This window comes from Aeromicrobium sp. A1-2 (assembly GCF_003443875.1).
GTDB lineage: Bacteria > Actinomycetota > Actinomycetes > Propionibacteriales > Nocardioidaceae > Aeromicrobium.
This window is the reverse complement of the sequence record NZ_CP027482.1, coordinates 2,735,457-2,748,175: the sequence shown is the minus strand read 5'-3', so window position 1 is coordinate 2,748,175 and position 12,719 is coordinate 2,735,457. Positions and strand designations below refer to the sequence as shown.

Below are 12,719 nucleotides of genomic sequence, written 5' to 3'. Positions count from 1 at the left end.
GTGGACCTCACTCTGGCGCTGGTGATCCTCACCGTCGCCATCGCCCTGTTCTTCGACTACACCAATGGCTTCCACGACGCCGCCAACGCGATCGCGACCTCGGTCTCGACTCGAGCACTGACGCCGCGGATCGCTCTCATGATGGCCGCGGTGCTGAACTTCGTCGGGGCGCTGCTGGGTGTCGGCGTGGCCAAGACCATCAAGGACATCCTGACCGGATTCGATGGTCTGACACCCAATCACGCCCTCACGGTGGTGCTCAGCGCCCTTCTCGGTGCCATCGTGTGGAACCTCATCACGTGGTACTTCGGGATCCCGTCGTCGTCCTCGCACGCCCTGATCGGCGGCCTGATCGGCGTCGGTCTCGCGGCCGGGGTCTCGGTCGACTGGGACAAGGTCATCGACAAGGTCGCGATCCCGATGATCGTCAGCCCGGCGATGGGCTTCGGCGGGGCGTTCCTCGTGATGCTGTCGATCATGTGGATCTTCCGCCGCGCGAACCCGCACACCGTCAATCGTGGGTTCCGCCTGTCGCAGACGGTCTCGGCTGCCGCACTCTCGCTGGGGCACGGACTGCAGGACGCGCAGAAGACCATGGGTGTCATTGTCCTGGCCCTGATCGCTGGCGGTGAGCACACCGGGGACGACATCCCGCTGTGGGTCATCATCGCGGCGGCCAGTGCGATTTCGCTCGGCACGATGTCTGGCGGCATGCGGATCATGCGCACGATGGGCCGGCGCATCATCGCCCTCGACCCGCCACGCGGCTTCGCGGCCGAGTCGACCGCGGCGATCGTCCTGTATGGCATGGCGATCGGCTTGCACGCTCCGGTCTCGACGACGCACACCATGACCTCCGCGGTCATGGGAGCCGGCGCGACCAAGCGCTTCAGCGCCGTCCGCTGGGGTGTCGCCCGCAGCATCATCACGGCTTGGGTCATCACGATCCCGGCCGCTGCGGCTGTCGGCGCCGCGTCGTACTTCTTGCTGCGCATCGTGATCCCCGGCAACTAACCCGGCTCGCGGTTTACCAGGTAAACCGTTATCCGAAGCGGCCCTGGATGTACGCCTCGGTCGCGGGGTCCTGCGGGTTGGAGAAGATCGTCTCGGTACGACCGTGCTCGACGAGCCGGCCGGGCTTGCCGACACCCGACAGGTTGAAGAACGCGGTCTCGTCGGAGACGCGAGCGGCCTGCTGCATGTTGTGGGTCACGATCACGATCGTGTACTGCGACTTGAGCTCGTGGATCAGGTCCTCGATGACACTGGTCGAGATCGGGTCGAGTGCCGAGCAGGGCTCGTCCATCAACAGGATCTCCGGCTCGACCGAGATCGCGCGGGCGATGCACAGGCGCTGCTGCTGACCGCCGGACAGACCAGAGCCGGGCCGGTCGAGGCGGTCCTTGACCTCGGTCCACAGGCCGGCGGCACGCAGCGCCCGTTCGGCGACGTCGTCGGACTCGGACTTCTTCATGCGCTTGCTGTTGAGCTTCTGCCCGGCCAGCACGTTGTCGTAGATCGACATGGTGGGGAACGGGTTGGGCCGCTGGAAGACCATGCCGATCATGCGGCGGACGTTCACCGGGTCGATGTCGGGGCCGTAGAGGTCCTCCCCGTCGATCAGGACCTTGCCCTCGACGCGTGCGCCGCGGATGACCTCGTGCATGCGGTTGAGCGACCGGAGGAAGGTCGACTTGCCGCAACCGGAGGGTCCGATGAACGCCGTGACTGACTTCGCAGGGATCGGGATGGTCACGTCCTCGACGGCGAGAAAGTCGCCGTAGTAGATGTTGAGGTCGGATACATCGATGCTCTTGGCCATGGTGGAGTCCTTCCTGGACTTTTAGCGCTCGCCCTTGGGCGAGAAGTAGTGGGAGACGAGGCGGGCGATCAGGTTGAGCAACATCACGATCAGGAGCAGCACGAGGGCTGAGCCCCAGGCGCGGTCGATGCTGAACTCGGGCGGCACCCGGGGATTGCGCACCGAGGAGTAGGCGAACACCGGGAGGGTGGCCATGCGGCCGTCGAAGAGGTTGAAGTTCACCGAGTCGGTCGCGCCGGCGATGATCAGCAGGGGAGCGGTCTCGCCGATGACGCGGGCAATGGCCAACGTGATGCCGGTGACGATGCCGGCCAGGGCTGTGGGCAGCACGACCTTGGCGACGGTGCGCCACTTCGGCACGCCGAGGGCGTACGCGGCTTCCCGCAGCTCGTTGGGGACGAGTTTGAGCATCTCCTCGGACGACCGGACCACGACGGGGATCATCAGGACCGACAGGGCAACCGAGCCGCCGATGCCCATCCGGACGCCCTCGCCGAAGAAGATCACGAACAGCGCGTAGGCGAACAGGCCGGCCACGATCGACGGGATGCCGGTCATGACGTCGACGAGGAAGCGCACCCAGGGGGACAGCCGGTTGCCCTCGGCGTACTCGACGAGGTAGATCGCGGCGAACAGGCCGATCGGCACCGAGATCACGGTCGCCGCGCCAGTGATCAGGACTGTGCCGATGAGGGCCTGGTAGATGCCGCCGCCCTCGCCGACGACGTTGCGCATCGAGTATGTGAAGAACTCGGTTGACAGGACGTGGGCGCCCTTGCTGATGACGGTGTAGAGGATGCTGACCAGCGGGAACATCGCCAGCACGAAGGACGAGGCGACCAGGACCGTGACCAGTCGGTCGGTGGCCTTGCGGCTTCCCTCGACGACGGCGGACCAGATCGGCAGGCTCAGGCTGACGACCCAGGCGATCAGGACGCTGCGGAGCGGGCCGACGCCGAGCGCGTAGGCCCCGGCGCCCGCGACGAGCGAGAGCGCGACGATGGCCTGGGGGGCGCGATTCGGCAGCTGTGCCCCGCGAAGCTCACGGGAGACGTCGACGGACGGTGCGAGGGTGGTCGTCATCAGTTGGCTCCGGAGAATTCTTTGCGGCGATCCACGACGGCGCGCGCGGCGAAGTTGACGAGGAAGGTGATCACGAACAGCACCAGACCGCTCGCGATGAGCGCGTTGACGCTCTTGCCGCTGGCCTCGGAGAAGCTGAGGGCGATGTTGGCGGCGATCGTGCTGGGGTTGGTGCTGCTGATCAGGTTGGCCGTGACAGTGCCGGCGCTGACCGACAGGACCATCGCGACGGCGAGGGTCTCGCCGAGGGCGCGACCCAGGCCGAGCATGGCAGCGGACACGATCCCCGAGCGCGCGTAGGGGGAGATCGCGAGTCGCGCCATCTCCCAGCGGGTCGCGCCGAGGGCCAGGGCGGCCTCCTCGTGCAGACGAGGGGTCTGCAGGAAGATCTCGCGGCAGATCGCGGTCATGATCGGCAGGATCATGACGGCCAGGACGATGCACGCGGTCATGATCGTGCGGCCTGTTGTGGAGGCGGGCCCCGCGAAGAAGGGGATGAATCCCAGGTTCTTCTCGAGCCACTCGTAGAACGGCACCAGGTTCGGCGCCAGGAACTGGATGCCCCACAGGCCGTAGACGACGCTCGGCACTGCGGCGAGCAGATCGACGAGATATCCGAGGGTCTGCCCGAGCTTGCGCGGGGCGTAGTGCGAGATGAAGAGCGCGACGCCGACCGCGACCGGCACGGCGATGATCAGGGCGACCGTCGCGGCGATCAGCGTGCCGTAGACCAGGGGCCAGACGTACGGAAGGAAGCTCTGGCCGCTCTTGACCTCGTCGGGGTTGGCAAGGATGCCGGGGATGCCCTCGATCGTGAGGAATGCGGCGACACCGGCGAGCACAACCAGGATCAGGATGCCCGCGCCGGTCGACAGCCCGGAGAAGACGCGGTCGCCGGGTCTACGGACGACGGTGCGCTTGGGGGGGGCGAGCGTGCTGGTCACAGGTGCAGCCTTTCAGAAGACAGGGGCCTGGCGGAAACAGAAGGGGCCTGACCGGCCCTTGAGCCTGCCGAACAAGATCGGCAGGCTCAAGGAACCAGGTGTCAGGCTGCGGAGATGGTCTCGATCGCGGCCTGGACCTTCGTACCGAAGTCCGAGGTCAGGGGCGCCGAGCCGGCCGAGTCGCCGGCGGCCGACTGGCCGTCGCTGCTGGCGATGTAGGTCAGCCATGCCTTGACGAGGTCGGCCGTGGCCTTGTCGTCGTACGTCTGGCAGGCGATCTGGTAGGAAGCCAGGACGATCGGGTAGACACCCGACGCGGTCGACTTGCGGTCGACGTCGATCGCGATGTCGGTCGCAGCGCGTCCCTCGAGAGTCTTGGAGCTGTCGAGGATCTTGGCTGCAGCCTCAGGTGTGGCGGCGGTGAACTCGTCGCCGACCTTGACCTTGGCCTGACCGAGGTCACCGGCCTGGCTCTCGTCGGCATAGCCGATCGTGCCCTCACCGCTCTTGACTGCCGCGATGACGCCCGAGGTACCCTCGGCGGCCTCGCCGCCCTTGATCGGCCACGTCTCGATGACTCCGCCGCTCCAGCCGCCGTCGGAGGCCTGGTCGAGGTAGTCGGTGAAGTTCTTGGTCGTGCCCGAGTCGTCCGAGCGGTGCACCGGCGTGATCTTGGTGCTGGGCAGCGTGGCGTCGGGGTTGTCGGCCTTGATGGCCGCGTCGTCCCAGCTCGTGATCTTGCCCTCGAAGATCGCACCGATCGTCTTGGGGGCGAGGTTGAGCTCCTTGACGTCCTTGAGGTTGTAGACGACGGCGATGGGGCTGACGTACACGGGGACCTCGACGACGTCGCTCTTGCAGGTCTCCTTCGCCGTGGCGAGCTCTTCGTCGCTCAGGTAGGCGTCAGAGCCGGCCAGGACGTAGCCGCCGGCGAGGAACTGCTCGCGGCCGCCGCCCGAGCCGACCGGGTCGTAGTTGACGGTGGCGTCGGGGTTGGCAGTCTGGAAGTTCTTCTTCCAGGCGGCAATGGCAGCTTCCTGGGCGCTGGATCCGCCGGCGTTCAGCGTGCCGGACACCTGGTCGGCGCCGCCGGTGGAGGCGCCGCTATCGGATTCGTTCGCTGCACCGCAGGCGCTGAGGCCGAAGGCGAGTACAAGCGCGGCCGCGGGGGCGGCCTTGCGCAGTGAGTTGCGGTTCACGGGGTGTCCCTCTCTGGGAATCTTTGTTGCTTACCCTCAGGACGTTAGGAGCCGCAGGTGTATCGATGTCCGACCGAAGATGAACGCGCGGTGAACGGTGATGTAACGGTGGCGCCCGGGAGCCGGGATCCCCGCTGGAATGAGACGTGGATCACGCCAATGACTCGGTCGCGAGGACTTTGCCCTTGCGGTGGTGCACGACGACCGCCTCGCCGGGGGCCAGGTCCTGGACGGCCGTGCCGATCGCGTCGAACACCCAGGGGAGCGTCGGCCGGTGCGAGCACAGCACGACCGGCTTCTTGCGGTCGAGCAGTGCATCGACCGAGCGCTGCACCTGGGCGGAGCGGGTGTCCTCGGAGAGCCGGTCGTCGATCTCGAGGAATGTGCTGATCGAGTGGGCGTAGGGCTCGACGGTCTGTGCGCAGCGCACAGCCGGGCTGCTCACGACCCTACGCACGCCGTACGCGCCCAGCAGCGGCACGAGCGCCTGGGCCCGCTCCGCTCCGACGGCGGTCAGGGAACGCGCCTGGTCGTCGTCGTGGTCCGTCCGAGGCGCGGCCTTGCCGTGCCGCAGCACGATCAGCGTCCGTGAGCGGTGGGCCTTGCTCTCCTGCAGCTCGGTGAACGTGTCCAGCAACTTGGCGTCGTGCTCGTAGGTCAGCAGCTCCCGGGCCTCCCGGAAGCCGACCCAGCGGATCTCGTCGACCTCCTTGTTCGGCACGAAGGTGTCCACGTCGTCCTTGCCGACGGGTCGGGCACTCCAGTAGTGGACGACCTTGGTGCCGGCGCTGACCGGATAGCTGACTTGCCGCAGCGGCACGCCAAGACGCACGCGGATTCCGGTCTCCTCGGCGATCTCGCGGACCGCCGTCGTCTGCAGCGCCTCACCCGGGTCGACCTTGCCCTTGGGGAAGGTCCAGTCGTCGTAGGACGGGCGATGCGCGACGAGAAGCTCGACCCGGGGCTCGGACAGGCCGGAGCCGCCGCGCTTGCGCCACACGACGCCACCTGCGGCGTTGATGATCCGTTCATGTGCCATACGCGTATTGTCCCCTGAGAACATGACGGGCTGGTGACGGAGGTGTGGACGGGATGCATCTGCGTCACGTGATCGGTTCGGCCATGGCCTCGATCCTGGTCCTGGGTCTGGTCGTCGCCGGGGGCTGGTGGACCAGTGGTCAGGTCGCCGCCGACACCCGGTCGCCGCTGACCGTCGCGCTGGACGCGCTGCCGCCCGACACGCGGGTCGCGGGATTCACGAACTGGGCACGCGTCCGGTCCGAGCTAGGGCTTGGCGAAGCGGCGACCGCGGCCGGGCGGGCCGCGTTGACTGATGACGCCGTCCTGCTCGACCTGTCGACCAGATCGGTCCTCGGGCAGTACACCGAAGAGATGCACGCCGGGTACGGCTGGTCCGCAGCCGACCTGGACTGGGAGATCTACGGGCAGGCCAACGATGGTGCCGGGATGGTGGCCCAGCTGGATGAGGCGGTCTCCTTCGCCTCGGTCCGCGCGGGCCTGGAAAAGCTGGGCTACACGCAGGAAGGGTCAGTGTGGTCCCTCGGGCCCGACTCGGTGCGCACCGCGAGCCCCGACCTCACCGCAACTCTGGCGTCGATCGTCCTGATGCCGCGCCGCCGCCTGATCGTTGCGGCCGACCGTCCGACGTACATCTCGACGGTGCTGGACACGATCGACCGGGACGCGCCCTCGCTTCTGGCCAACCGCAGCGCACAGGACGTCGCTCGTCGTCTGACCGGCGCCGACACCGTGCTGCTCCAGGCCGGACCGTTCGTGTGTGCGTCGACCTCGCTGGCCGACCAGGGCGCTGAGGTCCGGGCTCAGGCCAGCGCGGCGATCGATCGGGCCGGCGCGCTGGTGGCCCCGGTCTTCGCCGGTCGCGGGCTCGTCAGCGGCCCGGGATCGACGCAGGTCATGCGTTTCGTCATGGGATTCCAATCACCGTCGGTGGCCGCAGCCCAGCTCGACGCCCGCCGCCGGCTTGCGACGGGCCCCTTCATCGGGCGCTCGGGCCGCATCGAGGACTCGCTGAAGTTGCAGGCCGCTGATCTGTACGGCACGACGACGTCGCTGCGATTTGACCACGACCCCAGCTCGATCACGTACATGAGTGGCGACGGGCCGCTGCTGTTCGCCGGCTGCTGACTAGCGGGAGCGCCGGGCCTTGGCCCGCTCGATCAGCACGGACTGCAGGTTGCGCGACCCCACATGGCGGGTCCACTGCCCTTCTGGTCCGAGGTGCCAGGACGAGGTCTCCGGGTCGACCGCCAGCGCCAACAGCTCGCCGAGCTCCGTCGTGTGGGCCGGTGTCGGGACTCGCACGAGGACCTCGACGCGTCGATCGAGGTTGCGGTGCATGAGATCGGCCGAGCCCATCCAGGCCTCGGGCTCACCTCCACCGGCGAACCAGTAGACCCGGCTGTGCTCAAGGAATCGTCCCAGGATGCTGGTGACCCGGATGTTGTCGCTGAGACCAGGGACGCCCGGCCGCAGGGTGCAGATCCCGCGCACGTTGAGGTCGACCTGCACGCCTGCGCGTGACGCCTCGTAGAGCTTGTCGATGATCGACTCGTCGACCAGCGAGTTGATCTTGATGCGGATGCCCGACGTGCGACCGGCCGCATGGTGGGCGATCTCGGCGTCGATGCGTTCGACGATCCCGTCGCGCAGCCCGGCCGGCGCCACCATGAGCCGCCGGTAGGAGAAGTCCTGGGCGAACCCCGACAAGTTGTTGAACAGGTCGGTCAGGTCGTGCGTGATGTCGGGGTCAGCGGTCAGCAGCCCGAAGTCCTCGTACAGGCGGGCGGTCTTGGGGTTGTAGTTGCCGGTGCCGATGTGCGCGTAGCGACGCAGCCCGTCGGGCTCGTCGCGGACGACGAGCGCGAGCTTGCAGTGGGTCTTGAGGCCGACCAGGCCGTACACGACGTGGCAGCCGGCGCGCTCGAGCTTGCGGGCCCAGCGAATGTTGGCCTGCTCGTCGAATCTCGCCTTGATCTCGACGAGCACCAGGACTTGCTTGCCCGCGCGGGCGGCGTCGACGAGTGAGTCGATGATCGGTGAGTCGCCCGACGTCCGGTAGAGCGTTTGCTTGATCGCGAGCACGTGCGGATCCGCGGCGGCCTGCTCGATGAAGCGCTGGACGCTGGTGGCGAACGAGTCGTAAGGGTGGTGCACCAGGACGTCACGCTTGCGCAGCGCGCTGAACAGATCGGCGGGCTTGGAGGTCTCGACCTCGGCCAGGTGCTCGTGGGTGCCCGGGACGAACGGCTCGAATCGAAGCTCGGGGCGGTCGAGGTCGGCGATCTCGTTGAGGCTGCGCAGATCCAGCGGGCCGCGCAGCCGGACGACCTCCTCACGGCGGATACCGAGCTCTGACACCAGCAGGTCGAGCACACCGGGATCGATCGACTCCTCGACCTCCAGGCGTACGGGCGGACCGAACTTGCGTCGCAGGAGCTCCTTCTCGAGCGCCTTGAGCAGGTTCTCCGCGTCATCCTCCTCAACCTCGAGGTCCTCGTTGCGGGTCACCCGGAAGGCGTGGTGCGCGATGACCTCCATGCCCGGGAACAGCAGGTCGAGGTGGGCCGCGATGACCTCCTCGAGCGGCACGAAGCGACCCGGATCGGCCTCCATCCACCGGTTGATGATCGGCGGGACCTTGACCCTGGCGAAGTGGTCCTTGCCGGTCTCGGGGTTGCGCATGACCAGCGCGAGGTTGAGCGAGAGCCCCGAGATGTAGGGAAACGGGTGCGCAGGGTCGACCGCGAGCGGCGTGAGGATCGGGAACACGCGATCGCGGTAGAGCGCGCTGATGTGCTTCTGCTCGGCCTCCCGCAGAGAGCTCCAGTGCAGCAGCTCGATGCCGTGCTCGGCGAGGTCCGGCACGAGCTCCTGGTGGTACGTCTCGGCGTGGCGGACCATCAGGTCCTGGCTCGCCTCGAGGCTGCGGGAGAGCACGTCGCGAGGGTTCAGGCCGCTCGCAGAGGGCACGGCGACGCCGGCTGCGATGCGGCGTTTGAGCCCTGCGACGCGGACCATGAAGAACTCGTCGAGGTTGCTCGCGAAGATCGCCGCGAACCGCACCCGCTCGAGCAGCGGGACCGAATGGTCCTGCGCCAGCTCGAGCACGCGTGCGTTGAACGCGATCCACGAGAGCTCGCGGTCGAGAAAACGATCGTGCGGAAGTGAGCTCCCCGCCGGGTCGAACGGAGGGTCGACGTCGAACTCGTCCGGGGAGGCGGGGGCCTCGATGTCAGCGACGGCCATCTCGTGTGTGTCCACCTGTACACCTTGTCAGGCCAAGGTGAACACGGACTGAACGGTCAACTCATGCGCTAACTTGTCCGCATGTCGATCCTGAACCAGTTTGTCGGTGCCGCACGCGGGACTGCTGCCCGCTCGATCCTCGCGTTGCCGCGCCCGTTGATCAAACGACTCGCCGGGTCGCCTGTCGTCGTGGGTGGCAAGACGCTTGATCCGGAGATGCAGTTGCTGTTGAGGCTCATGAAGCTCGAGGGCCCTGCGGTTGAGACCATGGCGATCCGGAAGGGGCGCGCCTCGATCGTGGCCGGCGCGCGCATGGTCGGCGGCAAGATGCCGATCGGTGCTGTGACCGATCGGACGATCGACGGCCCCGGCGGCCCGCTGGCGCTGCGCTTCTACACGCCGCGCGGGCTCACCGGCGAGTCTCCGGCGCTGGTGTTCTTCCACGGCGGTGGCTGGATCTACGGCGACCTGGAGAGCCACGACGCGGTATGCCGCTTCCTTGCGGAGGAGGCCCAGGTCCGGGTCATCGCGGTCGACTACCGGCTGGCCCCGGAGGCGCCCTTCCCGGCCGGGTTCGACGACTCGTGGGCGGCGTGGACGTGGATCACGCAGCACGCCAAGGGCATCGGTGTCGATCCGGCCCGCATCGCGGTCGGTGGGGACAGCGCCGGTGGCAACCTGGCCACGATCGTCGCGCAGCACGCGATCGGCGACGCGATCGAGCCGGCCTTCCAGCTGCTGATCTATCCGGCCACGGACTTCCTCGGCACGAGCGACAGCCGCGCCACGTTCGCCGAGGGGTTCTACCTCAGCAAGGCGTTCATGGATCTCGCGGAGGAGAACTACCTGGTCGGTGACGAGGACCGGACCGAGGCTCGGCTCTCACCGTTGCACCACGACGTCGCCGGCATCGCCCCAGCCTACGTCGTGACGGCGGGCTTCGATCCGCTGCTCGACGAGGGCAAGGCGTACGCCGACAAGCTCCGCGCGGCCGGCGTACCGGTCGAGTACGTGTGCGAAGAGGGCCTGATCCACTCGTTCGCGAACATGGTCGGGGCCGGAAGTGCTGCCCCGCGCGCCATGCGGCGTGCGGCGGCGGCCCTCCAGCGCAATCTCTCCTGACCCGACGGTCAGCGGGAGTAGAGGACGTCCTTCTTGTGATCTCGGAACCCGAGGTTCCGATAGACCTTGAGGGCGGGCGCATTGTCGCCCTCGACGTACAGGTCCACGACCGGTAGGCCACGTTCGAACATGTGCCGCAGGCCGCGGGCGGTGAGGGCCGTCCCCAGACCGCCGCCCTGAGCATCCGGATCGATGCCGACGACGTATACCTCGCCGACCGGTTGTCCTGAGCCTGTCGAGGGGGTCTCGACCTTGGTCCAGTGGAATCCGATGATGCGCCCGCTCCGCTCGGCAACGAACAGCCCGGCGGGATCGAACCACGGCTCCGAAGTGCGGCGATCGAAGTCGGCCCGATCCATCGCACCTTGCTCGGGGTGGTTGGCGAATGCCCGGCCGTTGACCGCGATCACACCATCGGCATCGCCTGGCGTGTACGTGCGAATCGTGACGCCGTCGGGGAGCTCCTCGTGGGCGGGCGGACCGTGGAATGTCAGCCGCAGGACCAGCAACGTTCGTTCGATCCGCAGTCCTGCCGCCGCTGCGAGCGCCTGGGCGCCCGGCAGGTCGCCATGAGCCCAGAAGCGTTGCTCGCCGTCGGCCAAGAGCTCGTCGAGGATGCGGCGACCGCGTCCCGCGCGGCGCTGGTCGGGGTCGACGACGATCTCGACCGGCGCGTCGCCGACGGCATACGCAGCGGCTGAGACTGAGCCGTCGGATTCGGTCTGATGCACGATGACTCGTGCCCTCGTGCCGTCTCGGAGTGCGAACAGGCTGGCTTCGTTGAACGGCTCGATGCCGTCCACGGCGGTGGCCCGCTCGGCCAGGGTGAGCAGGCTCATCGGTTCCTCAGCGCTACGAGCTGGGCGCCGACCTCTGCGGCGATCGCCCGCGCGAGTCTCTCAGGCGTGTCACCTGCGGGTTCGGGCACGATGTGTTGCACCGTGCCGTTCTCGTAGAGGTCGATCGCGCCGATGCGCTGCGCCTCGGCCATCTCGGCGGCGTGCTCGAGGTCGCCGTGCACGATCGCGCTGGCGCCTTCGGGCGGCAGCGGTGACAGCCAGGCGTTCTCCGCCGCGATCACGACGTCGGCCGGCAGCAGGGCGAGCGCTCCGCCGCCGCAACCTTGACCCAGCAGAACCGAGACGGTCGGAACTCGCATCGTCGACATCCAGCTGATGCACCGCGCGATCTCTCCCGCGATTGCGCCCTGCTCGGCCTCGGGCGACAGCTCGGCACCAGGGGTGTCGATGAACGAGACCAGTGGCAGCCGGAGCTCATTGGCCAGCCTCATGCCGCGGCGGGCCTCGCGCAGGGCGGCCGGTCCCATGGGCTTGAAACGCGTCTGGGTCGTGCGGTCCTGACCGATCACGACGCACGGCTGCCCGTCGAGCCGGGCGAAGGCCACGATCATCGCGCTGTCGCGCTCGCCCTTCTCGGTGCCCTGCAGGCGCACGGTCGCGTCGCTGCCGTAGCGGAGCACCTCGCGGACTCCGGCGCGGCGGCGGTTGCGGGTGATCTGGATCGACTCCCATGCGGACCGCTCCCGCCGGACCTCACCGGTGCGCAGTTCGCGGGTCTGTCGGGTGGGTGCGTCGACGAGCAGGCCGAGGGTGCGATCGACCAGCAGCGGCAGCTCGTCGGGGAGCACGACGGCGTCGATGATCCCACGGTCGGCGAGGTTCTCGGCGGTCTGGACGTTGGGCGGGAAGGGCTTGCCCTCCAGTAGCTCGTAGACCTTGGGGCCCAGGAATCCGATGAGGGCTCCGGGCTCGGCGATCGTGATGTGTGCCAGCGAGCCCCAGGACGCGAAGACTCCACCAGTCGTGGGATGCCGAAGATAGATCAGGTAGGGGAGCCCCGCCGCCCGGTGGTCCATGATCGCGCGGGTGATGTCGACCATGTGGACGAACGCCGGCGTGCCCTCCTGCATGCGGGTGCCGCCCGAGGCCGTCGTGGCCAGGACCGGGATGCCTTCGGCGGTGGCACGGCGTACGGCCGAGGTGATGCGCAGGGCGGCGGCATGGCCGATCGAGCCGGCCAGGAACCGGAACTCGTTGACCAGGACCGCCACGGGGCGTCCGCGCATGAGACCCCGGCCGGTGAGTACCGACTCGTCGGTGCCGGCGCGCTCTGCCGCGGCCACGAGCTCCTGCTGGTACTTCGGGTCGAGGCCGGAATGATCGACCGGCTCGTCCCAGGAGACGAAGGATCCTTCGTCGAGGACGAGATCGAGCAGACCGTGCGCGGTGAGATGGGCCATCA

Annotated in this window: 11 protein-coding genes; 3 read left to right on the top strand and 8 right to left on the bottom strand. The window is 68.1% G+C overall.

Annotated features, from left to right (window positions below; translation table 11 throughout):
* Complete coding sequence (locus C6I20_RS13430) at positions 1-1,014, top strand: inorganic phosphate transporter (RefSeq protein WP_118396670.1); 1,014 nt, start codon at positions 1-3, stop codon at positions 1,012-1,014.
* 28 nt (positions 1,015-1,042) lie between these two features.
* Here C6I20_RS13430 and pstB read toward each other — a convergent pair whose 3' ends face one another.
* The 5 genes from pstB to C6I20_RS13405 all read right to left on the bottom strand — a co-directional run bounded on the left by pstB (position 1,043) and on the right by C6I20_RS13405 (position 6,087).
* Positions 1,043-1,822 (bottom strand): phosphate ABC transporter ATP-binding protein PstB, encoded by a 780-nt coding sequence (pstB, locus tag C6I20_RS13425; RefSeq protein WP_118396668.1) that lies wholly within the window; start codon positions 1,820-1,822, stop codon positions 1,043-1,045.
* 21 nt (positions 1,823-1,843) lie between these two features.
* Positions 1,844-2,905 carry a phosphate ABC transporter permease PstA gene (gene pstA / locus C6I20_RS13420; RefSeq protein WP_118396666.1) on the bottom strand — a complete coding sequence of 354 codons (1,062 nt, stop codon included), beginning with the start codon at positions 2,903-2,905 and terminating at the stop codon, positions 1,844-1,846.
* Complete coding sequence (gene pstC, locus C6I20_RS13415; RefSeq protein ID WP_118396664.1) at positions 2,905-3,849, bottom strand: phosphate ABC transporter permease subunit PstC; 945 nt, start codon at positions 3,847-3,849, stop codon at positions 2,905-2,907. The genes pstA and pstC overlap by 1 nt, the downstream gene beginning before the upstream one ends.
* A gap of 101 nt (positions 3,850-3,950) precedes the next feature.
* On the bottom strand, positions 3,951-5,048 hold the full coding sequence (gene pstS, locus C6I20_RS13410; RefSeq protein WP_118396662.1) for a phosphate ABC transporter substrate-binding protein PstS: 1,098 nt from the start codon (positions 5,046-5,048) through the stop codon (positions 3,951-3,953).
* A 151-nt stretch (positions 5,049-5,199) separates the two neighbouring features.
* The gene (locus tag C6I20_RS13405) at positions 5,200-6,087 is read right to left on the bottom strand and encodes an NUDIX domain-containing protein (protein WP_162891328.1); all 888 of its coding nucleotides are present in this window, start codon (positions 6,085-6,087) and stop codon (positions 5,200-5,202) included.
* A gap of 53 nt (positions 6,088-6,140) precedes the next feature.
* Here C6I20_RS13405 and C6I20_RS13400 point away from each other — a divergent pair, with 53 nt between their 5' ends.
* Entirely contained in the window at positions 6,141-7,214 is a 1,074-nt protein-coding gene (locus C6I20_RS13400) for a hypothetical protein (RefSeq protein WP_118396658.1), read from the top strand.
* Here C6I20_RS13400 and C6I20_RS13395 read toward each other — a convergent pair whose 3' ends face one another.
* The gene (locus C6I20_RS13395; protein WP_118398928.1) at positions 7,215-9,335 is read right to left on the bottom strand and encodes an RNA degradosome polyphosphate kinase; all 2,121 of its coding nucleotides are present in this window, start codon (positions 9,333-9,335) and stop codon (positions 7,215-7,217) included.
* Positions 9,336-9,416: 81 nt separating this feature from the next.
* Here C6I20_RS13395 and C6I20_RS13390 point away from each other — a divergent pair, with 81 nt between their 5' ends.
* Positions 9,417-10,457: an alpha/beta hydrolase gene (locus C6I20_RS13390; protein ID WP_118396656.1), complete on the top strand. Its 1,041-nt coding sequence runs from the start codon at positions 9,417-9,419 to the stop codon at positions 10,455-10,457.
* A gap of 8 nt (positions 10,458-10,465) precedes the next feature.
* Here C6I20_RS13390 and mshD read toward each other — a convergent pair whose 3' ends face one another.
* The gene (gene mshD / locus C6I20_RS13385) at positions 10,466-11,296 is read right to left on the bottom strand and encodes a mycothiol synthase (protein WP_118396653.1); all 831 of its coding nucleotides are present in this window, start codon (positions 11,294-11,296) and stop codon (positions 10,466-10,468) included.
* Positions 11,293-12,717, bottom strand: a complete 1,425-nt coding sequence (locus C6I20_RS13380; protein ID WP_118396651.1) for a carboxyl transferase domain-containing protein — start codon at positions 12,715-12,717, stop codon at positions 11,293-11,295. The genes mshD and C6I20_RS13380 overlap by 4 nt, the downstream gene beginning before the upstream one ends.
* Positions 12,718-12,719 lie beyond the last annotated feature (2 nt).